The organism is Faecalicatena contorta (assembly GCF_021531895.1).
Classification (GTDB): Bacteria; Bacillota; Clostridia; order Lachnospirales; family Lachnospiraceae; genus JAFBIX01.
On sequence record NZ_JAFBIX010000010.1, the window covers coordinates 46,741 to 69,233 of the forward strand.

21 protein-coding genes are annotated in these 22,493 nt (G+C 43.4%); 10 read left to right on the plus strand and 11 right to left on the minus strand.

What is annotated here, in order from left to right; genetic code table 11:
• The first annotated feature begins 226 nt into the window (after positions 1–226).
• Complete coding sequence (locus JQM81_RS05125; protein WP_235232511.1) at positions 227–1,267, plus strand: AraC family transcriptional regulator; 1,041 nt, start codon at positions 227–229, stop codon at positions 1,265–1,267.
• Between the two features lie 57 nt (positions 1,268–1,324).
• Here the strand turns inward: JQM81_RS05125 and nrdG are convergent, their stop codons facing one another.
• The 3 genes from nrdG to JQM81_RS05140 all read right to left on the minus strand — a co-directional run bounded on the left by nrdG (position 1,325) and on the right by JQM81_RS05140 (position 4,415).
• Positions 1,325–1,819 (minus strand): anaerobic ribonucleoside-triphosphate reductase activating protein, encoded by a 495-nt coding sequence (gene nrdG, locus JQM81_RS05130; protein WP_235232464.1) that lies wholly within the window; start codon positions 1,817–1,819, stop codon positions 1,325–1,327.
• A 15-nt stretch (positions 1,820–1,834) separates the two neighbouring features.
• Entirely contained in the window at positions 1,835–4,024 is a 2,190-nt protein-coding gene (gene nrdD, locus JQM81_RS05135; RefSeq protein WP_235232465.1) for an anaerobic ribonucleoside-triphosphate reductase, read from the minus strand.
• Positions 4,025–4,199: 175 nt separating this feature from the next.
• Positions 4,200–4,415, minus strand: a complete 216-nt coding sequence (locus JQM81_RS05140; protein ID WP_235232466.1) for a helix-turn-helix domain-containing protein — start codon at positions 4,413–4,415, stop codon at positions 4,200–4,202.
• A gap of 122 nt (positions 4,416–4,537) precedes the next feature.
• Here JQM81_RS05140 and JQM81_RS05145 point away from each other — a divergent pair, with 122 nt between their 5' ends.
• Entirely contained in the window at positions 4,538–4,882 is a 345-nt protein-coding gene (locus JQM81_RS05145) for a hypothetical protein (RefSeq protein ID WP_235232467.1), read from the plus strand.
• 232 nt (positions 4,883–5,114) lie between these two features.
• On the opposite strand, the gene JQM81_RS05150 is transcribed toward JQM81_RS05145, so the two are convergent.
• The 4 genes from JQM81_RS05150 to JQM81_RS05165 all read right to left on the minus strand — a co-directional run bounded on the left by JQM81_RS05150 (position 5,115) and on the right by JQM81_RS05165 (position 10,539).
• Positions 5,115–5,882, minus strand: coding sequence for a TatD family hydrolase (locus JQM81_RS05150; RefSeq protein ID WP_235232512.1), 768 nt, complete (start codon positions 5,880–5,882; stop codon positions 5,115–5,117).
• 85 nt (positions 5,883–5,967) lie between these two features.
• Positions 5,968–6,954, minus strand: a complete 987-nt coding sequence (locus JQM81_RS05155; protein WP_235232468.1) for a diaminopimelate dehydrogenase — start codon at positions 6,952–6,954, stop codon at positions 5,968–5,970.
• 114 nt (positions 6,955–7,068) lie between these two features.
• Positions 7,069–8,997: a methionine--tRNA ligase gene (metG, locus tag JQM81_RS05160; RefSeq protein ID WP_235232469.1), complete on the minus strand. Its 1,929-nt coding sequence runs from the start codon at positions 8,995–8,997 to the stop codon at positions 7,069–7,071.
• A 594-nt stretch (positions 8,998–9,591) separates the two neighbouring features.
• Positions 9,592–10,539 (minus strand): hypothetical protein, encoded by a 948-nt coding sequence (locus JQM81_RS05165; protein WP_235232470.1) that lies wholly within the window; start codon positions 10,537–10,539, stop codon positions 9,592–9,594.
• Between the two features lie 237 nt (positions 10,540–10,776).
• On the opposite strand from JQM81_RS05165, the gene JQM81_RS05170 reads away from it, so the two are divergent.
• From JQM81_RS05170 to JQM81_RS05185, 4 genes are all read left to right on the plus strand, one after another.
• Positions 10,777–11,874, plus strand: coding sequence for a hypothetical protein (locus JQM81_RS05170; protein ID WP_235232471.1), 1,098 nt, complete (start codon positions 10,777–10,779; stop codon positions 11,872–11,874).
• Between the two features lie 186 nt (positions 11,875–12,060).
• Positions 12,061–13,839: a DUF885 domain-containing protein gene (locus JQM81_RS05175; protein WP_235232472.1), complete on the plus strand. Its 1,779-nt coding sequence runs from the start codon at positions 12,061–12,063 to the stop codon at positions 13,837–13,839.
• Positions 13,840–13,998: 159 nt separating this feature from the next.
• Entirely contained in the window at positions 13,999–14,799 is an 801-nt protein-coding gene (locus JQM81_RS05180; protein WP_235232473.1) for an MBL fold metallo-hydrolase, read from the plus strand.
• Between the two features lie 115 nt (positions 14,800–14,914).
• Positions 14,915–15,562 (plus strand): hypothetical protein, encoded by a 648-nt coding sequence (locus JQM81_RS05185; protein WP_235232474.1) that lies wholly within the window; start codon positions 14,915–14,917, stop codon positions 15,560–15,562.
• 77 nt (positions 15,563–15,639) lie between these two features.
• On the opposite strand, the gene JQM81_RS05190 is transcribed toward JQM81_RS05185, so the two are convergent.
• On the minus strand, positions 15,640–16,167 hold the full coding sequence (locus JQM81_RS05190; protein WP_235232475.1) for a spore maturation protein: 528 nt from the start codon (positions 16,165–16,167) through the stop codon (positions 15,640–15,642).
• Between the two features lie 249 nt (positions 16,168–16,416).
• Between JQM81_RS05190 and JQM81_RS05195 the strand changes: the two genes are divergently transcribed.
• The 3 genes from JQM81_RS05195 (at position 16,417) to JQM81_RS05205 (ending at position 19,707) form a co-directional block, all read left to right on the plus strand.
• Positions 16,417–17,796 carry an MATE family efflux transporter gene (locus tag JQM81_RS05195; protein WP_235232476.1) on the plus strand — a complete coding sequence of 460 codons (1,380 nt, stop codon included), beginning with the start codon at positions 16,417–16,419 and terminating at the stop codon, positions 17,794–17,796.
• Between the two features lie 122 nt (positions 17,797–17,918).
• Positions 17,919–18,527 carry a nucleoside recognition protein gene (locus JQM81_RS05200; RefSeq protein ID WP_235232477.1) on the plus strand — a complete coding sequence of 203 codons (609 nt, stop codon included), beginning with the start codon at positions 17,919–17,921 and terminating at the stop codon, positions 18,525–18,527.
• Positions 18,528–18,813: 286 nt separating this feature from the next.
• A complete protein-coding gene (locus JQM81_RS05205; protein ID WP_235232478.1) occupies positions 18,814–19,707 on the plus strand; it encodes a LysR family transcriptional regulator in 894 nt (297 codons plus the stop codon).
• Between the two features lie 30 nt (positions 19,708–19,737).
• Here the strand turns inward: JQM81_RS05205 and JQM81_RS05210 are convergent, their stop codons facing one another.
• The gene (locus JQM81_RS05210) at positions 19,738–20,307 is read right to left on the minus strand and encodes an ECF transporter S component (protein WP_235232479.1); all 570 of its coding nucleotides are present in this window, start codon (positions 20,305–20,307) and stop codon (positions 19,738–19,740) included.
• Positions 20,308–20,582: 275 nt separating this feature from the next.
• Between JQM81_RS05210 and trhA the strand changes: the two genes are divergently transcribed.
• Positions 20,583–21,245, plus strand: a complete 663-nt coding sequence (gene trhA / locus JQM81_RS05215; protein WP_235232480.1) for a PAQR family membrane homeostasis protein TrhA — start codon at positions 20,583–20,585, stop codon at positions 21,243–21,245.
• Positions 21,246–21,307: 62 nt separating this feature from the next.
• Here trhA and JQM81_RS05220 read toward each other — a convergent pair whose 3' ends face one another.
• Complete coding sequence (locus JQM81_RS05220; RefSeq protein ID WP_235232481.1) at positions 21,308–21,556, minus strand: GIY-YIG nuclease family protein; 249 nt, start codon at positions 21,554–21,556, stop codon at positions 21,308–21,310.
• 151 nt (positions 21,557–21,707) lie between these two features.
• Positions 21,708–22,466 (minus strand): murein hydrolase activator EnvC family protein, encoded by a 759-nt coding sequence (locus JQM81_RS05225; RefSeq protein ID WP_235232482.1) that lies wholly within the window; start codon positions 22,464–22,466, stop codon positions 21,708–21,710.
• Positions 22,467–22,493: the final 27 nt, after the last annotated feature.

Consider the following 22,493-nt stretch of genomic DNA (forward strand, 5'->3'; position numbering starts at 1 on the left):
ATGTAATCGATACGTGCTATGTCATTTTCTGGTTTTATTATAAGAAAATGCGGAAGTTTTCCGCAATTTCATAACTCTGTCGATTTCTCCCCAAAGTTACCTATTCCGACCTGTAATTCATTTTCCTTCGCTCCTATCTGTGCTATAATTGACATATACTATCAGGCCACACCCTGATTTTTAGCTCTGCCATTTTCTATATCACAGACAGGAGGATATCACTTTGATGCTTTCCGATTTATGCCAGCAGGTTACTTCTTCCGACCAGGGTCTTCTTCCTGCAGACCATAAACTTGGTCCCAGACTCGTCTGTCCAGAATATTCCAAGTCCGTCCAGGAAGTAAAGACTTACCCATTACTAAAGCAGGACCGAATCTTCGCCCTGTGCTGGAACATTGATTCTGCACAGAATCTTTACGCCACAATGCAGCCTGCTCCTTCACCCTTTTGTTATCAGCTTCCTTTTTCTTCCGGCGAGAAGACACAACTTCACACCCACGATTACATCGAATTGACCTACGTAGTAGAAGGAGAATTTCGCCAGCGAATTCTTGGTAAAGATATCATTTTCGCAAAAGGCGATCTATGCCTGATCGACAAGAACTGTCTGCACCAGGATTATCTGCTGGATCAGCCCGCCATCATTCTGTTTCTCGGGATTGCTAACGATATGTTTGCAGAGATCATGGATGAAAATGTAACTACTCAGAAAATTATATCTTTTCTTCAATCTGCACTGCTGAAGCAAAAAGATGTACAACAATATCTACATTTCCGTCCGGGCGCTGATGCCACCGAAGCATTAGAAGACTGCCTGTACCTGCTGCTAAAAGAACTATGCAGCAACACCATCGGCTCCCGCTACATCTGCAAAGGCCTGTTGCTTCGCATCTTCCGCCTGCTCAGCACCACATACGAATTCTCCTTATCCAGAGAACAGCGCAAGACCATGAACTGGATCATCTTCGAAGAAGTCTCCGAATACATCCAGCAGCATTCTGCCGACATTACAATTCAACAGTTAGTCGACACCTTCCATTATCAGGAAGATTATTTCAACCGCCTGATCAAAGCCAAGACCGGCATGACCTATTCCGCCTACGTGCAGAAAATCCGCCTGGAAAAGACAGAACACCTACTGACCACCTCCCCAAAAAGCGTGGAAGAAATTGCCGATATTGTCGGGTATCATAATAAGGGATATTTCTATAAGATCTTTCAGAAACGATACGGGATGACCCCATCACAATATAGAAAAAAAAGATAATCGCTCAATTGGGTACAGGGCAAAATGCAAAAGGGGACGTAGTATTTTTGCAAAATACTACGTCCCTTTTTTATCCATTTTGATAATTCTCTGATTACTGCTGCCTCTAAACTGTAGTGTAATATCTTTCAGTTCTTCTACGAACGGCCCATCTACCAGCACGTCCAGATAGGACAGCATCTCGTCTGTCACATCGGTATATGCCCGCCCGCCGGGCACCAGGTCTTTATCGTAGACGTATCCGGTGTAACTCCAGATGCTTTTCTCTGGATAGGTTTCCCGGACTTTCCGGAGCAGTTTTACAAGTTCTGCCTGATTCTCCGGCTCGAAGGGCTCTCCGCCCAAGAGGGTAAGCCCGGCGATATAGCCTGGCTTTAAGGCTTCCAGGATCTCAGCCTCTGTCTCGGCTGTGTATGACCTTCCATACTCGAAATCCCATGCTTCGTAATTAAAGCATCCTTTACAATGGTGCCGGCATCCTGATACAAACAATGACACCCGCACCCCTGGGCCGTCTGCAATATCATATTTCTTAATATTTGCATAATTCATAACATCAGATTCCTTTTACAAGTGAAGTACTCGGTCTTGGATTTCCTGGGTTCTTCCCTGATTCCAGAACTGGGTTCCGATATAACCGCAGGTTCTTCTTGCCACGGACATCTTATCCTGATCCTGATTACCGCAGTTCGGGCATTCCCAGATCAGCTTGCCACATTCATCTTCTTTGATCAGAATCTCTCCGTCATAACCACATACTTCACAGTAATCACTCTTGGTATTCAGCTCTGCATACATGATATGATCATAGATAAACTGCATTACGGACAGCACTGCCGGAATGTTCTGCTGCATATCCGGTACTTCGATATAGCTGATTGCTCCGCCCGGAGACAATTTCTGGAAATCAGCTTCAAACTCCAGCTTGTCAAACGCGTTAATCTCTTCGGATACATGAACATGATAGCTATTTGTAATATAGTTCTTATCTGTAACACCTTTGATGATTCCAAATCTCTTCTGAAGACATTTTGCAAACTTATAAGTGGTGGATTCCATCGGCGTTCCGTATACAGAATAGCTGATATTCTCTGCTGCTTTCCACTCTGCACACTTATCATTCAGTCTCTGCATAACCTTCAGGGCAAATACTCTTCCTTCCGGATCTGTATGTGACTTGCCAAGCATACGCATACACATCTCATAGAGGCCTGCGTAGCCTAATGAAATCGTAGAATATCCATTATATAATAATTTATCAATGGTCTCACCTTTCTTCAGACGTGCCAGTGCACCATGCTGCCACAGAATCGGGGCAACGTCTGATACGGTTCCCAGAAGTCTCTCATGTCTGCAGCGAAGTGCACGATGACATAATTCCAGACGGTCATCCAGAATCTTCCAGAACCGATCCATATCTCCTTCAGAAGAACATGCCACATCCACCAGGTTAATCGTAACAACACCCTGATTGAAACGTCCGTAGAACTTATAAGAACCGTCCGGATTCTTCTGACTCTCTTCGACCGTCAGGAAAGAACGGCAGCCCATACATGTGTATACATTTCCCTTTTTCAACTGCTTCATAATCTTAGCGGAAATATAATCCGGCACCATACGCTTTGCCGTACACTGTGCAGATAACTCTGTCAGATACCAGTATTTGGAATCTTCCGTAATATTATCCTCATCCAGCACGTAGATCAGCTTTGGAAATGCCGGTGTGATCCATACGCCTTTTTCATTCTTCACGCCCTGCATTCTCTGCTTCAGCACTTCTTCAATGATCATTGCCAGGTCGTCTCTGGTCTGTCCTTCTTCCACCTCATCCAGATACATGAACATCGTAACAAATGGCGCCTGACCATTACAGGTCATCAACGTGATCAACTGATACTGAATCGTCTGGATTCCACTCTTTACCTCGTCTCTTAATCTGCGCTCAGTTACTTTATCGATGATCTGTTCATCCATACTCTCGCCGCATTCTTCCCGCTCTGCAATGACGTTCTTACGGATCTTCTTTCTGCTGACATCTACGAACGGTGCCAGATGTGCCAGTGAAAATGACTGTCCGCCGTACTGATTACTTGCGACCTGTGCCACGATCTGCGTCGTTACATTACAAGCCGTAAAGAAGCTGTGCGGCTTCTCGATCATCGTCTCACTGATGACTGTACCATTCTGCAGCATATCCTCCAGATTGATCAGATCACAGTTGTGTTCCTTCTGCGCAAAATAATCAGAATCATGGAAATGAATGATTCCAGCTTCGTGGGCATTTACAATCTCTTCCGGCAAAAGTATACGCTTTGACAAATCCTTGCTGACTTCTCCGGCCATGTAATCACGCTGTGTAGAATTAATCACCGGATTCTTATTGGAATTCTCCTGATTCACTTCCTCATTAATATTCTCGATCAAAGACAGAATTCCATTATCTGTCGTGTTAGACTTACGAGTCAACTCTCGCTTAAAACGATAGCGGACATACTTCTGTGCCACCTCGTAGCCACGCATCTCCATAATGCCGCGCTCTACCATATCCTGAATATCTTCTACATGAACCGCATGTGTAGACTCCTGTACCTGATCCGCAACATTGTCCGCAATGGCCATAATCTGATATTCATTCATCTGATGGATCCTGTCCACCTCATTGTTCGCTGCTTTGATCGCATTGATAATCTTTGTCAGGTCAAAATATACCTCTTCCCCATTTCGCTTAATTACATTCGTTTTTACGTCTATTCTCATACTCGTCCTCACTTTTGTACTAAATATTGTTTTAATTATTTACCTGCGCACTATATCTAGTGCATTTACTATCATACACTAAAATTACTATAAAGGGAAGAAGAAATTACAAAATATTTTATTTTTCTATGAAAGACAGTATAAAACAACCGCTGCCTGTAACAGGCAGCGGCCGCTATACTTCTTCTTTTTCCAATTTTAAAATGTCATTTACATCGCATTCGAGGCAATCGCAGATTTTTGCAATTGTGTTCAAATCGACACGGACAACCTTGTTCTTACAGTAGTTGTTCAACTGTGTCCGCTGCAGCCTGCAGATATAACAAAGTTGTGTTTTGCTGACACCTTTTTCTGCCAGAACTCTTTCCAAATCAATCACTATCTTACTCATACTCAACACCATGCCATTTCTTTGTGTTAAGTATACCCATATTTCCATTGAAAAAATAGATATATTAATTTACACTGTAATAAGATACAGTGCCTGTTATTATCCACAAGGGAGTGAAGATATTGAAACGAAAGATACGGCTTACGGCCATTGTATTTATGCTTATTCTGCTGTTTTTCGTCTGGTTTGAAAACCAGCCTTACAAAGTCATGCATTCTACCATTTTTACTTCTTCCAATCTTACGGAAACGCATCTGACAATTGTCATCAACCGTCTTTTTCCAATCAAAGAGGAGGTATTGGCCAGAGAAATTGTGGATGACTGCCAGATGCGAAATGGAAAATATCTGAATTCATATTATGAACTGGAGCTGTACCGCACCAGTCTGCACTATTATCTCGGGATTCCTTACGACACCGTTCTCTGCAATGGTTCGGGTCAGATCGTTACCGAGATTGATTTTTAGTGCTCATCTTCTTTATTCTCATTAACAAAATTCTCTGAAGAAATTACATTCTTCATCATTGCAAAGTGCGGCATCCCGGGTCTTTATATTTGCCGACTCTGGTGGACCTGCTGGTTCTGGTGGGTACAGAAATATAAAGCATATCTTCTGGCGGAAGATGAACTGGTCGCAGTCTTACCGATGAATCATCCTTTGGCATATCAATTTCTATAAGAGTAAAAAAGTGTATGGACTAGTCATCCAGTCCATACACTTTTTTTGCATTTATTTCAGTCTGTTTTATGACCTCCTCACCGGTCATCCCCTTCAATCTTGCAATCTCTTCTGCAACATATTTGATATAAGAAGAATTATTACGCTTGCCACGGTTTGGTTCCGGTGCAAGATACGGGCAATCGGTCTCCAATACGATAGATTCCAGAGGAACCGCTTCTACTACTTGCTTTAACTTCTTGCCATTTTTGAAAGTGACAACTCCTCCGACCCCTATATAAAATCCTAACTTCACATATTCCAACGCCATCTCTTTTGACCCAGAATAACAATGAATGATTCCTTCCTGCCCCTTCGCATGTTCCTTCATGATCACGAACGTATCCTCAGCCGCATCCCGACTGTGAATATTCACCGGTAGATTCAGCTCTCTCGCAAGCTCCAGCTGCCGGACAAACCACTCTTTCTGCACTTCACGCGGCTCTACATCCCAGTAATAATCCAGCCCAATCTCACCAACTGCGACCACCTTCTCATCTTGGCACCAGCCTTTCAGCACGGCAAATGTCTCCTCATTTAGATCGCCCACATGATCCGGGTGCACCCCGACCGCCGCATAGACAAACGGATACCGCTTCGCAAGCTCCATCGCCCTCTCGCAGCCTCGCAAAGACGCTCCCACATTCACAATCGTGCCAACACCAAGCGACGCCATAGAACCAAGAAGCTCCTCCCGGTCGTCATCAAACTGCTCATCATCATAATGCGCATGCGAATCAAAGATCATTGGGGACGGGGGTTTTTGAGTTTTCCTCCGTCCCAGATTAAAATCTCCCTGTCCCTTTTTCAATTTACCCTGTCCCCTTTTCAAATTACAACAATTTTGCACGTAACTCTTCTGGTGTCTTCATCGACAGCATTGCCGGTGCAATATCGAACACGGTTCTTGCACCGCTTTCACCTTTCTGTGACAGTCTGTAAGCTGCTCTTGCATAGGCAATTAAGACGCTTGCGGTAAATTCTGGATTGGAGTCCAGTTTCAGAGAATACTCGATAACGTGTTTATTGCCTGCATTGCCAGTCTCACCGCTTCGGATAACGAATCCGCCGTGCGGCATCTTGCTGTGATTTTCCTTCAATTCTTCTTCAGTGATAAATGTTACCGTGGTATCATATTCATCGAAATAATTTGGCATGGTCTTGATAGCTTCTTCGATTGCCTGAAGATCAGCGCCTTCTTCCGGTACCACATAGCATTCGCGGAGATGCTTTTCTCTTGTAGTAAGCTCCGGCTCACTTCCGCTTCTGACACGGTCAACTGCCTCTTCAATCGGAACTGTGTACTGGATGCCATTTTTCACTCCCGGCACACGGCGAATCGCATCAGAATGTCCCTGGCTGACACCTTTGCCCCAGAATGTATACGTACTTCCCTGCACCAGAATGGACTCTGCATACAGACGATTCAGCGAGAACATACCCGGATCCCATCCCACGGAAATGATTCCGATCTTGCCGCCAGCCTTTGCCTCGCGATCCATATTGGCAAAATATTCCGGAATCTTTGCGTGCGTGTCAAAACTATCAATGGTGTTAAAATTCTTCACAATCTCAGGACCCATAACCGGAAGATCCGTTGCAGAACCTCCACAAAGGACCATCACATCAATCTCATCCTTCATCGACAGCATGTCATCGAAACGCTTTACAGCCACACCTTCTGTGTGAATCTGCACACTCGCCGGATCTCTTCGTGTAAATACCACTTTCAGCTCCATATCCTCATTGCGCGCAATCGCAAGCTCCACACCTCTGCCGATGTTACCATAACCTACAATACCAATTCTAATTTTCTCCATAATTCCTTCAAACCTCTCTCTTTCTTTCAAAAAGGTACACCCCGTTTTACAAAAAGGTACACCACATTTTTCATTTGGGGACGTAGACCTTTTAAAAAGGTCTACGTCCCCAAATTAACAAATTTCCGCCCCGGCGGGCATGTCTTTTTCTGGTGTCATCAATGCCAGATTGCCATCTGCGTCTTCTGCGCACAGGAGCATGCCTTCGGACAGCACGCCTGCTAATTTGGCTGGTTTTAAGTTTACAAGTACCATGACTTTTTTGCCGACCATTTCTTCTGGTTTGTAATGTGCCTTGATGCCGGATACGATCTGTTTTACCTGGCTCCCGATTTTTACCTGTGAGCACAGGAGTTTTCTGGACTTCGGAACTTCTTCACAGGCTATGATCTCTCCGACCTGGAACTGCATCTTCCCGAAGTCGTCGAAGGTGATCTCTGGTTTTGCTTCGATGTCGATGACTTCTTCTTCCTCTGCGGAAGCTTCTGGCTCTTCTTCTACCGGTGGGTGAAGTTCTTCTACTTTTTTCATGACTTCATTGATGTCCAGTCTTGCGAAGAGGATCTCCGGTTTTTCGGTTACTTTGCCGTCGCCAAGCTGTGCCAGGATCTTTTCGGATGTCTCTGGCATGAAGGATTCCAGAAGTCTTGCGCCTGCTTTGATGCTTTCAATCAGGTTGTAAAGCACGGTCTCCAGACGGTCTTTTTTCGCTTCGTCTTTTGCCAATGCCCATGGCATGGTCTCGTCGATGTATTTGTTGCAGCGTTTGAACAGTGTGAAGATCTCGGTAATGGCATCTGCCACACGAAGATTCTCCATCTTGGCATCTACTGCCTTTGGTGTATTGTCTCTTACTGCTTTCAGATCGGCATCTACTGCCTTTTCTTCTTCTGTCTCAGCAACACCTTTGTCGGTCACTACACCGCCGAAGTATTTATTGGTCATGGAAATGGTTCTGTTAACCAGGTTTCCTAATGTATTTGCAAGGTCAGAGTTCATACGCTCTACCATCAATTCCCAGGAGATAACGCCGTCATTTTCAAATGGCATCTCGTGGAGTACGAAGTAACGTACAGCATCTACTCCGAAGAAATCTACCAGTTCGTCAGCGTAAAGCACATTTCCTTTGGATTTACTCATCTTTCCGTCTCCCTGCAGAAGCCATGGATGACCAAATACCTGTTTCGGAAGTGGCAGATCCAGTGCCATCAGGAAGATTGGCCAGTAAATGGTATGGAAGCGGATAATGTCTTTTCCGATCAGATGCAGGTCTGCCGGCCAGTTCTTCTTGAACTGCTCTGTGCTGTCGCCGTCGCAGTCGTATCCGATTCCGGTGATGTAGTTGGTCAGCGCATCCAGCCATACATAGACAACATGTTTTGGATCAAAATCTACCGGAATTCCCCACTTGAAGGAGGTTCTGGACACACACAGATCCTGAAGTCCCGGAAGCAGAAAATTGTTCATCATCTCATTTTTACGGGATACCGGCTGAATGAATTCCGGATGTGTATTAATATGCTCAATCAGGCGGTCTGCGTATTTGCTCATTCTGAAGAAATATGCTTCCTCCTTGGCTGGTTTTACTTCTCGTCCGCAGTCCGGACATTTGCCGTCTACTAACTGTGACTCTGTCCAGAAAGACTCGCAAGGAGTACAGTACAGACCTTCATAAGATCCTTTGTAAATGTCTCCCTGGTCATATAATTTTTTGAAAATCTTTTGAACCTGTTTCTCATGGTCTTCATCCGTTGTGCGGATAAATTTATCATAAGAAGTATTCATCAGATCCCAGATTCTCTTAATCTCTCCTGCCACATTATCAACGTATTCCTTCGGTGTGATGCCTGCCTCCTGCGCTTTCAGCTCAATCTTCTGGCCGTGCTCATCGGTACCGGTCTGGAAAAACACATCATATCCCTGGCTGCGTTTGTAACGTGCAATTGCATCTGCCAGCACGATCTCATAGGTATTTCCAATATGCGGTTTGCCGGACGTATAGGCAATCGCCGTTGTGATATAATATTTTGGTTTATCGCTCATAATTCCCTCTCCTTTTTCATTGTTCATAAATATGTCTGACGCACAAGACGGTTTTTTTCGCAGATGTTCTCTCTTCTACTTTATGGCCACCACAAAATGCCCCACAAAATACCCCATCAGATCATCCTACAGATTATTTTATGAATCATATAGAATAAAAAACGCCTTCTCTGACTCCTCCAGATCTTATATCCGGAAGATTCAGAGAAGACGAGAAATCCCGTGTTACCACTTCTGTTTACCTCCTGCCTCACGACAGAAAGCCTTATTGGGTGTCGAAAACATCCTGCCGCTGTAAAGGGCGGTTCCCTTCATGAACTTACGATGTTGTGCGCCTCGCACTTCTTACTTCGCTCATCCACGCCGCTCCAAAGCCATCTTCTGCCATATTCCATCCATCCCTCTCAGCCTTCGGATCTCTATCCCCGGGAATTCTCTGTAGAACTTCCTATTGCATACTCTCTTCATCACTGCGTTTACATATTTATCCGTAATAAAAATCGTAGCATAACGAAGGCTTTGATGTCAAGATATGCCAGAGAATAAAAGCCCATTTTTCCACATTTTCATAAACCGAATAACAGACCAGCCATCTCACAACTGCAGATCCAATGCCTTAAAATGCATAAAGCGCATCTTTGGCTCCTTTTCCTCGACAAAAAACCGATCCAGCACGCGACAGGTCTTTTGAAACCATGCAAGACTCTTTTCTTCGTCTGTTTTATCACATAACGCTTCATACAATTGAATGATACGAATCAGCAGCCAGTCCAGCCGCTCTGCGCCGGCCATGGTATGTTCTTCACAAAGCGGAAGATACCCCAGAAATGCAAGTTGTTGATTTATTATGTCCAATGTAAGCTGTGGCAGATTAAAGATAATCAGATGCCGCAGCATGGTCTTTCTTGGAATCTCACCTAATAATTTCATCTGTCTTGCAAATTCCGATTCATAACTTGTACTGGTAATATGCCGTAGCAGAATATCAGAATCCGCCGGAACAACCGTATCTATATAATGAAATGCATCCGTAAAGTACAGATGCCTCAGACAGGCCTGTGGATTTTCCAGTGAAATGTTCAGACAAATCATCCTCTTCGGTGATGCATTTTGGATATATGTCCCTGCCAATTTCTTCATACAATCCTTCTTTTCCTGGTAACGGACATCCGACAAATCCATTGACGCATCATAGACATCCAGACACCGGTCATAGTAATTCTGCAGTAAGTAAGCCATTTCTTCCGGCAACAGCTCCAAAGCCTTCCCCAATCGCAGACACTGCTCCCGGTTCGCCGGCATATATCTGCCGGTCCGCCAATATCGTATCTTCAAAGCTTCTGAATCTTTTGCCGGTGCACGTCCATACATACGCTCATAGAGAAAAGCATCCGTTTCCTGCTTGCTTTTAAGCTGATATTTGCAGCGAACCCGCACATGCCTCTCCTTAAGCCACTCAAGTTCCGGGCGCTCCTGCATCCCCATATGAAGGCACTCCCTCGCAAGCTCAAGAACCCCCTCTGTAGTATATAAATGATTCATTCTTCATCCTCCAGATAACATTCGCACATTGACGTGTGTAAATTCACATCCCTCCAACACACATTCCTGCTACTATAACTTTATTCGTATCCGGAAGACCTACAGGGACACCAACGCCAGAAATCAATTGATAATAAAAATGTTAAATTTCACCTTATTGATGGGAAAACCTAGAAATGCTAGACTTCTATCATGTATGAATATCTCTATCATTCTAAGAAAGGAAGAAACACATATATGAAAAAATGGATGAGAAAATTATGTGGGGTGTCACTGGCATTGGCAGTGGCCTGCAGTATGATGATCACCTTACCTGTTTTTGCTGAAGGGGAAGAGGAGGAAGAAGAATCCATCATCTCTGTTACTGGTGTACCTGAAGATGCAATCATGGCTGGAAGCGAATTGAATCTTACCTTTACGATCGATTCCGAAGCAGTAGAATGTTACACAGATCTCTATCTTGCTATCAGCGGACCATTTACCTCCACCATGGGAACTACAGACGAAGATGGGTATATTACGATTAATCTTGAGAACACGGAGCCAGTAACAGTACCCGTAACAATCAATTCAGATGCCTACCCAGGAGAATCCCTCGGTGAAGTTGACTTATATGGTACTTATGTAGATCCTGAGACAGATGCCTCTGGAGAGTCTGATATCATTGGATGGAATTTCTTTGACCTTACAATCCAGCAGATCTTTTCTATCGAACTGACTCAGTGGAATCCAATCAACGAAGCAGTTGCCGGAACCCCTTACCCATTTGCTGTAACGATTACAAATAATACGGATTCTTCGTTGAAAGATATCACGGTTACAGCCGGAGGGCTGAATTTCTTCACAGAACTCTATCATTGGAATGCAATCATCGATTACGAAGCAATGGATGGAGTAACGATAGCCAGTCCTGATGCAGTGATTCAAAGTCTTGCCCCAAAGGCATCCGTCACAATCAAAGGTACGATAACTTTCCCTGCCGAATCAATCGGTGATAATACACACCTATGCATCGATGTGAGCTGCAACGGTTTCGAAGATAATTTAAACGGTTACGGCAATCTCACAGATAGTTATCATTTCCCGATAGTCGCTTCACCATCCTCTGGCAATCAGGGTGGACAAGGCAATGGTTCTCAGGGCTTCGCCGGGCAGAATACAAATGGACAGAATACCAGTACTTCAACTGCTGTTGTGGAAAATGTAGCTAACACTGCAAATGCTTCTTCCGTAGTCAAAACCGGAGACCCTGCTGAGGCAACAGCACCTCTGGCAGCTCTGCTCATAGCAGCATCTGCAATTGTAATCGTCTTGAGAAAAAGAAGAACTGTTTAAACGGATATCAAACATCTTAATGAAAAAAGACATCGATATGTTTCTTAATTACTGAAAAAGAATCATTTCGATGTCTTTCTCTTATCCTTCTTCCGATACATTTTGCACGAGCTACATTCAGAATTATCTGCATTGTAAAATAATTTTCCGCATATAGTGATACAAATCATTTTTTCAGGGACCATCATGACAAAAATCTCTAAGAAACGCTCTGTGGCAATTGTTTTCTCTATTGCCATTCTTTTCTTCTTAGCCACAGAGCTGTTCCTACATCTCGACAAAAGCGAAGATCAGCGTTTTCTTGAATATACACATCAACTTTTCTGCACGGAAGTCTCCGGCAGTACCATCACACTTCACTATACATTAAAAGATCCCGAAGCCTTTGGAATCACGGATGCCCCGGTAACCTACGGTACTTGTACTACTGACACCGGAGCCATCTGCGCTTCTGCGGAAAATGCACTTGCGCTTCTTCAATCTTACGACCGCAGCCGCCTTTGTGATGAAAACCAACGCACCTATGATATACTGGAGGACAGTCTGGCGGATACTCTGGCAGAATCTAAATATGCACTGTACGAAGAACCTCTGGCGCCTCTGACCGGCACCCAGTCTCAGCTTCCGGTACTTCTGTCGGAATATCAGTTCTATGACTCTTCTGACATCGATACCTACCTGGAACTTCTGACCAAAACACCAGAATATTTCCGTTCTATTATCGAATTTGAAAATGAAAAATCCGAGATGGGGCTATTTATGGCTTCTTACTCCGCCGATGACATTATCAAAGAATGCCAGGCATTTATCAATATGGGGAATTCCAATTATCTCTATTCTTCTTTCGAAGAACGACTGGATTCTCTGGATCTTACGGATGCACAGCGCAATACATATATAGAAGAAAATTCCCGATGTATCGAGGAATACATTTTCCCGGCATATAAAGAGTTAATAGAGGGCCTGACCGCACTGCGCGGCAGCGGAAAGAACCATAATGGACTCTGCTATCTGCCAGAAGGGAAGAAATATTACGAGGTTCTGGTCGCCAGTGAGACCGGCTCCTCCCGCAGCATTCCAGAGCTTCAGCAATTGACACAAAATCAGATGATCGATGATCTCACGGCTATGCAAAAAGTGTTGACCCAGGAACAATCCACCGCCACCGAAGAAGCTTCCGTCTCTTCCGACATATTTAAAACACAAGGGGCGATCCTGGAAGACTCCAATCCCGCTGCCATCCTGACAACGTTAGAATCCAAATTGGGGAAAGACTTTCCTGAGCCGCCACAGGTGAATACGCAGATCAAATACGTCCAAAAATCCATGGAAGAGTATCTTAGTCCGGCTTTCTATATGATTCCAGCCATCGACAACACCGAAAACAACGTCATCTACATTAATCAGGGACATCTGCCCGACGATCTGTCCCTGTTCACGACCCTTGCCCATGAAGGATATCCCGGTCATCTGTACCAGACCACCTACTTCGCCAGCCAGAATCCAGATCCCATCCGCACGCTTCTGAATTACGGCGGATACACCGAAGGCTGGGCCACCTATAGTGAGATGCTGAGCTACTACTACGCTCCCATCTCCAAAGCGCAGGCCACACTTCTGCAGAAGAATAGCTCCGTCATCCTCGGGCTCTACGCCCTCGCCGACATGGGCATACACTACGACGGCTGGACCCTGGTCGACACCGTATCCTTCTTCCGAAGCTACGGAATCACCGATACCAATACCATCGAAGATATCTTCCACCTAATCATAGCCGATCCCGGAAACTATCTGAAATATTATATTGGATATATCGAATTTCTGGAGTTAAAAAAAGAAGCAATCGAAAAATGGGGAAGCGAATTCACACAAGAAAGATTCCACAAAGCCGTGCTCGACATCGGGCCAGCGTCATTTGAAGAATTGGGGACGGGGGTTTTTTCATTTTCCTCCGTCCCAGATTAAATTTACCGTGTCCCTTTTTGACTTTACCCTGTCCCTTTTTGTAATTTTTACCCCAATACTACCATTATTGTGAATCTCGCTGAAAGCAACTGTGCATTACTTTATTTACTGTGTTATACTAAAAATTACTTAACTATGAAAAAGAATGGAGATTTTTATATGAAGCTAACAATATTAGGGACCGGAAATGCTGCCGTATCAGAATGCTACAATACTTGTTTTGCCATTTCGGATGGCGACAGACATTTTCTGGTGGATGCCGGCGGCGGAAATCGGATATTAAAAGTCTTAAAAGATACCGGAATCGAGATTGCTGATATTCATGATATCTTTGTTACTCACGAGCATGTGGATCATGTTCTTGGGATCATCTGGCTGATTCGCATTATCGGTCAGAAAATGAATCAGGGAAAATATGACGGTGACTTACATATCTACTGCCACAGAGAATTGTCTGAAAAAATTCAGTCAATCGCCAACATGACCATTCAACAAAAGGTCTGCAGACATATGGGCGAAAGAATTCGGTTTGATATTGTCGAAAATGGTGACCAGCGCGAAATCCTTGACTGTCCGATAACCTTTTTTGACATTGCTTCTACAAAGGCGAAACAATTTGGATTTACCATGCGGCTGAATAATGGCAAAAAATTCACTTGCGTTGGAGACGAACCATACAACGAAGTCAATTTTGAATATGTAAAAGACAGTGATTGGCTCTTACATGAAGCCTTCTGTCTGTTCCGCGAAGCAGACAAGTTCAAACCTTACGAAAAACACCACAGTACAGTAAAAGAAGCCTGCCAGCTTGCAGAAAAGCTCGGGATTCCTAACCTTCTGCTCTATCATACCGAAGAATCACATCTGGCAGAACGGAAAAAACTATATACCAAAGAAGGCCGGCAATATTATCATGGAAATTTGTTTGTACCGGATGATTTAGAGACTTTCACACTTTAAAGTGTTTCATTTTCCTCGGACTACCATAAAATTTAAGAATTGCATTCATCAGATTTGTTGAATTTTATGTCGGAAATTGTTATGATAAAAGAAATTTAACAGGGAGGTATAGCTTGTGTCTGAAGAAGTAAATATGGTTAAAGAAGAGAATATCGAAAGCAAGTCTGATGCAAATAAAATTGTACCGATTGGAAATAAATCAAATTCAATAGAAGCAGAATCACAGATAACAGCAGATAATTCCGTTAATCCAGTACCTGGTGGAGATGTAGATTCTGCCGCAGCAAAAGAATCTATTGCGGCTGAACGTGCAGAATCTTCTACAGAATCTGCAACATCAAATGAATCTACAACGTCTCACACTACAGAGCAAAAGGCTTCATATGAATACGACGATTTCGAAGATATAGATTGCGATGAAGAAGAAAAACCCCGCAGGCATTTCTTCCGTTCCCGCGCCCGTGATGTTGAGAACACAAGGGACAAATTGATTCTTTCGCGTATTAAAGATGAGGATCTGATGGATTATCTCAAGTTAGAGCAACAACGATTAGAATTTCTGCAACAGGCAAAAGAAGTGAAAGAGAAGCGACTGCTGATCGCTTTCCAGCTAACGATCTCTCTGGCGGCCATCGTTGCTATCGTATACCTGCTCAAAGACAATCCGACGATTTTGATAAGCATTTTATATATTGTCGGTATCATCGCCGCCTTGAATATTTGGAAAAATCCACGCAGCAAGAACAAGGATAAAGATAAATAGTAAAATTAATAGTGATTAGATACATATTCTAAGGGCTGTCATAGACAGTCCTTTTTCATTCTATATTCATATTTTCCTCAGACCATCAGCCCGGCTAGGATCACACTTGCAATCAGTCCGGCAAATGTAGCAAACATGGCACCTCCCAGTGTATATCTTGTTTTCGTTACTTTCGCCGTCATAAAATACACACTCATTGTATAAAAAATAGTTTCTGTGCACGACATACTGATAGATGCAATCAGTCCAATATAAGAATCTGTGCCATACTCCTTATATACATCCAACAAAAGTCCCGTTGCGGCCGATGAAGAAAACATCTTCACGACTGTAAGCGGCACCAATTCACCGGGAAAGCCTATGTACTCAGAAAATCTCCCAATAATATCTGACAAAAAATCAAGGAACCCTGAAGCCCTCAATACCCCCACTGCAACCATTAACCCTACCAATGTCGGAAGAATCTTAATCACCGTATAAAATCCACTTTTCGCCCCCTTAATAAAAGTATCATAGACATCCACCTTCATCAAAACACCATAACTTACAATTCCAAAGATAACAAGCGGGACAATAAAATCCGTCATATACATCAAGATTTTCACATAAGTTCCCCATTTCATACTTCCCATACAGTTGCTTACATTATATGTAGGGACAGGGTTTTTTATAATTGGGGACGGGGGTTTTTTTCATTTTCCTCCGTCCCAAATTAAATTTACCGTGTCCCTTTTTGATTTTACCCTGTCCCCAATTATTGAAAATCTTTCTTACTACGCATATACTACTTATTAGGGTTTTTATGATATAAAATACTATAAATTGTAATGGTGATAGATATGAGAACATGTAACATGAAAACACATAACATGAAAACGCAACAAAAGAAGGATTTTGGTCAGGGAAGTATTGCTGCAAATATTTTGCGTCTTGCGGTTCCTATGACTTTGGCGCAACTAATTAATGTCTTATATAATGTCATTGACCGGATTTACATCGGTCATATCCCGCATACTTCCACAGAAGCTTTGACTGGAATTGGACTTACTCTGCCTATTATTACGATCATCACTGCTTTTGCCAATCTATTTGGCATGGGCGGAGCTCCTTTATTTTCCATGTCCCGCGGCGCCAGGGAAACGGAACGTGCGCAGAAGATCATGGGAAATTCTTTTACTATGCTTTTATTATCTGGAACGGTCCTGGCCATTTTGTGTTTTGTATTTAAGCATCCGTTATTATATCTTTTCGGTGCCAGTGATGTTACCTATCCTTACGCTGATGCTTATCTTCGCATTTACCTGCTGGGAACATTATTTGTCATGACCAGCCTTGGTATGAACAATTTTATCAACGCTCAGGGATTCGGGATTACCGGAATGTTGACTGTTTCAATCGGCGCTGTCCTCAATCTGATATTAGACCCAATATTTATCTTTGGTCTCCACATGGATGTTCAAGGCGCCGCGCTGGCTACCATTATTTCCCAATGCGTTTCTTCCATCTGGGTTTTTCATTTCCTGATCGGCCAAAAAGCAATTATCAAGTTGACCAGAGAATCTATGACACTGCAGCCATCGCTGATCAAAGAGATTACCGCTCTTGGCATGGCTGGATTTATTATGGCGATTACTAACGGTTCTGTCCAGATTATCTGTAACGCAACTTTGCAGAAATATGGCGGCGACTTATACGTTGGAATCATGACCGTTATCAACTCTGTCCGCGAAATTATTACCATGCCAGTTAATGGAATGACAAGCGGTGCTCAACCCGTAATGAGCTTTAATTATGGCGCCCAAAAATACGACCGAGTAAAATCTTCCATAAAATTTACCACCCTATTCTGTATCCTTTTTTCCCTCGCAGCATGGGCACTACTATTCTTCTTCCCGCGCTTTTTTATCCACCTGTTCAACAGCGATCCTGAACTTTTGGAAAAAGGCGTACCCGCCATGCATTTATACTTTTTCGGAATCTTTATGATGGCTTTACAATTTGCCGGTCAATCCACCTTCACCGCATTGGGTAAATATCGCCACGCAGTCTTTTTCTCCTTATTCCGAAAAGCAATTATCGTAATTCCACTCACTTTATGGCTTCCAACAATTGCTACCCTTGGAACAAATGGCGTATTTCTTGCAGAACCCATATCCAATTTTGTAGGCGGAACAGTCTGCTTCGTTACAATGATATTCACAGTATGGAGAAAATTAGAGAAAAGTGACAAATAGGTACAGGGCATTTTTCATTTGGGTACACCACATTTGTAAATTGGGGACGTAGTACTTTTGCAAAGTACTACGTCCCCAATTTACAACATATCCTATACTAAAAGCTTTGCAAGGTGTTTATTATGTTGAATTATCTTTGGGCAGCTATGATTCTTCTTGGAATTATTTTTGCAGCTTTTACAGGCCGTATGCCGGATATTACCAATGCTGCTATTGATTCCTCCAAGGAGGCTATCTCTCTGTGTATTACTATGATGGGGGTCATGTCTCTCTGGGTGGGACTAATGGAAATTGCCGAGAAAGCGGGGCTGATTCAAAGTGCATCCCGCAGAATCCGACCGTTGATTCGCTTTTTATTTCCCAATCTTCCGGTAGGGCATCCTGCTGAGGAGCATATCACAACGAACCTGATCGCTAATGTATTAGGGCTTGGATGGGCAGCGACTCCGGCGGGCCTGCGGGCAATGGAGGAGCTTGGCCGATTGGAGGAGGATCGAAGGAGCGGGCGTCAGCCGGGACCGATTCAAAAAAGGGGTGTAGCAAGCAATGAGATGTGCACGTTTTTGATCATTAACATTTCTTCTTTGCAATTGATTCCTGTAAATGTTATTGCTTACCGCAGTCAGTATGGGAGTGTGAATCCAGCAGCCATCGTGGGCGCCGGGATTATCGCAACATCCATAAGTACATTGGCTGCATTACTCTATTGTAAGATTATGGACCACTCATAAGCTGTGAAAACTTGCTGCCCGACGGCTTTTCCCAGAAGTACGGCAACGAAATAGGGATACCTGACGCACATTTGTCGGTATCCCTTATCTATTTCTTCCATTACAGTCTTTATTCATTTTTTCAGCATTGCGTAACATCATGGGTTATCTGGTGCAAACTGCAAAGCTTTCATAGTATACTTCCTTTTGTTGATTTTAATATAACACATTGACTCCTTATATGGAAATACATATAATAAACTTATATTGATACCTTTTAAGTATGATAGAATGGAGATATTTTACGATGGAATTAAGACATATTCGCTATTTTCTGGCGGTTGCCGAGGAAATGAATTTTACAAGGGCTGCAGACAAGCTTTGTATTGCACAGCCTCCGCTAAGCCGTCAGATTCAAGATCTGGAAAATGAATTGGGCGTGAAATTATTTATCCGTAATCCGCATGCGCTCCAGCTTACGGAAGAAGGTCAGTTATTTCGCCAATATGCCATCCAGGTGATCGATCTGGTAAATAAATCTACGGAAGAAATCCGCGAAATGAAGCAGGGACTTCAGGGAACTCTTTTTCTTGCGTCCGTAGAGGGCCATGCTCCCCGTCTGTTTTCCGAGTGGATTGCGGGCTTTCATCAGCTTCATCCTCATGTACAGTACAATCTCTGGAACGGGAACTCGGACGACGTCGTAAACCGCGTCATGAAGGGATTATGCGATCTGGCAATCATCATGAAACCTCATAATGCAGAAGGTGTAGAAGCACTTTCCGTCTATAAAGAGCCCTGGATTGCCATGATTCCGTCCTCGCATCCACTTGCACGTCATGAAGGAAGCACCATTGAATTAGCGGAATTGGCACCTTATGACCTTATAATCCCTTCGCGTGCATCCCGTCTCCAGGAAATCAGCGGATGGTTCCAGATGACCGGTCAGAAACCTAAGATCTGCTGTCGGATTGCCCATATGCTCAATGCCTTTGAATTAACACGCCAGGGCGTCGGAATTGCCATATATCCCGCTTCTGCAGCAGAAGTGGGCATAAGCTCTGACATTTGCATAAAAGAACTGGTCAACCCTTCCGTGACGGCTTCCTATGTCTTAATCTGGAACAAGGATCATCAACTATCCCACGTCGCCACGGAATTCATTCATTATATAAAAAAACATATTCCTGATTCTGAGTAATCTATTTGCCAGCGGATCTATCCTGCGATTCTAGCATGCGATTCGCCGGTAAATATTGCTGACGGGCTTATACAGCACCGCAATCGCAACAACCATAAATATAGCATTGATCGCTGTTGCCGGAATTGACACGACTGATCCGACAAATGCCGCCGCAAATCCACTTCCCAGCAACATCATCTTAATCGTTCCCATCACAAGCTCGATCACAATATTCAAACAGCCATAGATAATCGCACAAATAATCGCATTTCTATACTCCCTCTTCTTATCCTGCACTGCTCTATTCTGAAGCAAATAAAAGATCGCTCCCACAATCAGACATTTTACCATTGTCTCGATAAAGACCTGTGGAATATCCTGAATATATCCATTCAATATATCAAATACGACCAGACCGATCGTTCCAGATATCGCACCTCTTTTTCCGCCCTGAAGTAATAACCCCATTACAACAAAAATATGTCCAAAATGCACAAATGGTGTTCCTATCGCTGCCGGGAGCGGGATGCGAAATGCCTGTATTCCTAAAAATGTAATTGCTGCAAAAAAAGCGGTAATCACCATCGCTTTTACATTATCTCTCGAATTCGTTTTCACTGTTTCTGCCTCCATCACTCTTCCTACCTTTCTCTACACTCCTTTGATTTTCCAAATTATGTTATCATCAATGTGGATTTACAGAAACAGCCAGTTATTTTATATTTAACCATGCCACTTGATTATTTATGAACACACTTACTCATTTTCTAAGAAAAATCTTAAATTTTCAAATTCTGCTTGCATTTTAGGAATATCGGGTATAATATACACATATAGATTATGTAGTATTAAAAACTACTTGTTGTGATTTCAATATTTCAGGAGGTGTTACTATGGCACAGTCAATCGAAGAACACATCAAAGACCCAGGAAGCGCCATCACACATTTCATCGGAATGCTCATGGCTATATTTGCAGCAGTACCTTTGTTGATAAAGGCCGCACACGAACCAAGCAGGATATACGTAATCTCAATCGCAATCTATGCGATAAGCTTAATCCTATTATATGCGGCAAGCACCACATATCACACTTTTAATAAATCCGAGAAAATCAATACAATCTTAAAGAAAATCGATCATATGATGATCAGCGTACTCATTGCCGGAAGCTATACACCAATCTGCCTGCTGGTCCTCAAAGGGAAGACCGGAATCATTCTCCTCTCTATTGTATGGGGAATCGCCATTGTCGGGATTCTGATCAAAGCATTCTGGGTATACTGTCCAAAATGGGTATCCTCCGTGCTTTATATCGGCATGGGATGGACCTGCGTGCTGGCATTTACCCAACTGCTCAACTCCATGTCACCGGCTGCTTTCGGCTGGCTCCTCGCCGGCGGAATCATCTACACCGTAGGCGGAGTCATCTACGCATTAAAGCTGCCACTCTTCAATAGCCGCCACAAATACTTCGGCAGCCATGAGATCTTCCACCTTTTTGTCATGGGTGGCAGCGCCTGCCACTTCATCGTCATGTACGCATTCGTACTTTAAAATTGGGGACGGGGGTTTTTTCATTTTCCTCCGTCCCAGATTCAAATATCCCTGTCCCTTTTTCAATTTACCCTGTCCCCAATGATCTTTTCTTTCTCTTTTCGTCGCATATGCTTGATCGCATACTCTCTTTTCATAGCCTCTTCTTTTGTTTGAAACTCCTCATAATACACCAACTTTACCGGTCGTCTTGACTTGGTATATTTCGCTCCTTTTCCCTCATTGTGGGCTTTTATACGCTTTTCTATATCATTTGTCCAGCCAGTGTAGAGGCTTCCGTCTTTACATCTCACAATATATGTATAGTTCATATTCCTGCTCCGACTTATTTTTTCATATTGTTTATTATTATAGAAAAATTTCAACAATTGTCAAATGGGGACAGGGATACTTGAAAAAGGGACAGGGATATCTGAATTTGGGACGGAGGAAAATGAAAAAACCCCCGTCCCCAAACAAGACTTATTCTTCTGCCAGGTATTCGACTGGATTTACTGGCTGTCCGTCTTTTCGCATCTCGAAGTAGACGTTGCATCCTTCTACGCTGTAGTATTTGGTCGGCTGGCTGACATAACCTAACACGGTCTTTGCCTCCACATAATCGCCGACTTTAACCGGGACTTCTTTGAGCTGACCATAGAATAGTTCGTATCCATTGCCGATATCTACATTGACGGTCGTTCCGGTCTCTGCCGTGACATCAATGGATTTGACGATTCCGGCTGTCGCGGAGATGACTTGGTCACCTTCGGCACCGGAGATAATGACTGCAGGATTGTACTTATACTGATCCAGGGTCGAGAAATATACGGTCTTGTCCATACTGTAGCTCATCAGGATCGTACCGTCTACCGGCCACAGGAGTATACTGTCTTCATTGAAGCTTAAGTTCGTTCCGCTACCGGATGTACTTTGTACTGCACTTCCGTTTCCACTGATCCCGCCCGTGTCAGCAGTGTCTTCCTGATTCTGATCTTCCTGCTCCTCTGTCTCATCTTGATTGCTGACAACTAGATTGTTAGCCTCTTCTGCCGGTTCTGTATCTTTTTCATCTTCTGTATCATTGGTTTCCTCCGCCCGCGCAAGCTGTTCTTTTTGCTGTGTCATTTTATAGTCATTGAATGTATATGTTCCAACTATTGCAATTGCTGCCACAAAGCATAATACTGCCGCAACGGTAGCAGCCTTCTTTTTCTGCGAAGGCTTTTGCTTTTTATTCATCTTATCACCACCTCTGACTATATTTTT

What these genes read in the sequence shown, in the direction of transcription:
- JQM81_RS05125 (WP_235232511.1), top strand. Translation starts at nt 227, where the DNA reads ATGCTTTCCGATTTATGCCAGCAGGTTACTTCTTCCGACCAGGGTCTT.
- nrdG (WP_235232464.1), bottom strand. Translation starts at nt 1,819, where the DNA reads ATGAATTATGCAAATATTAAGAAATATGATATTGCAGACGGCCCAGGG.
- nrdD (WP_235232465.1), bottom strand. Translation starts at nt 4,024, where the DNA reads ATGAGAATAGACGTAAAAACGAATGTAATTAAGCGAAATGGGGAAGAG.
- JQM81_RS05140 (WP_235232466.1), bottom strand. Translation starts at nt 4,415, where the DNA reads ATGAGTAAGATAGTGATTGATTTGGAAAGAGTTCTGGCAGAAAAAGGT.
- JQM81_RS05150 (WP_235232512.1), bottom strand. Translation starts at nt 5,882, where the DNA reads ATGATCTTTGATTCGCATGCGCATTATGATGATGAGCAGTTTGATGAC.
- JQM81_RS05155 (WP_235232468.1), bottom strand. Translation starts at nt 6,954, where the DNA reads ATGGAGAAAATTAGAATTGGTATTGTAGGTTATGGTAACATCGGCAGA.
- metG (WP_235232469.1), bottom strand. Translation starts at nt 8,997, where the DNA reads ATGAGCGATAAACCAAAATATTATATCACAACGGCGATTGCCTATACG.
- JQM81_RS05165 (WP_235232470.1), bottom strand. Translation starts at nt 10,539, where the DNA reads ATGAATCATTTATATACTACAGAGGGGGTTCTTGAGCTTGCGAGGGAG.
- JQM81_RS05170 (WP_235232471.1), top strand. Translation starts at nt 10,777, where the DNA reads ATGAAAAAATGGATGAGAAAATTATGTGGGGTGTCACTGGCATTGGCA.
- JQM81_RS05175 (WP_235232472.1), top strand. Translation starts at nt 12,061, where the DNA reads ATGACAAAAATCTCTAAGAAACGCTCTGTGGCAATTGTTTTCTCTATT.
- JQM81_RS05180 (WP_235232473.1), top strand. Translation starts at nt 13,999, where the DNA reads ATGAAGCTAACAATATTAGGGACCGGAAATGCTGCCGTATCAGAATGC.
- JQM81_RS05195 (WP_235232476.1), top strand. Translation starts at nt 16,417, where the DNA reads ATGAAAACACATAACATGAAAACGCAACAAAAGAAGGATTTTGGTCAG.
- JQM81_RS05200 (WP_235232477.1), top strand. Translation starts at nt 17,919, where the DNA reads ATGTTGAATTATCTTTGGGCAGCTATGATTCTTCTTGGAATTATTTTT.
- JQM81_RS05205 (WP_235232478.1), top strand. Translation starts at nt 18,814, where the DNA reads ATGGAATTAAGACATATTCGCTATTTTCTGGCGGTTGCCGAGGAAATG.
- trhA (WP_235232480.1), top strand. Translation starts at nt 20,583, where the DNA reads ATGGCACAGTCAATCGAAGAACACATCAAAGACCCAGGAAGCGCCATC.
- JQM81_RS05220 (WP_235232481.1), bottom strand. Translation starts at nt 21,556, where the DNA reads ATGAACTATACATATATTGTGAGATGTAAAGACGGAAGCCTCTACACT.
- JQM81_RS05225 (WP_235232482.1), bottom strand. Translation starts at nt 22,466, where the DNA reads ATGAATAAAAAGCAAAAGCCTTCGCAGAAAAAGAAGGCTGCTACCGTT.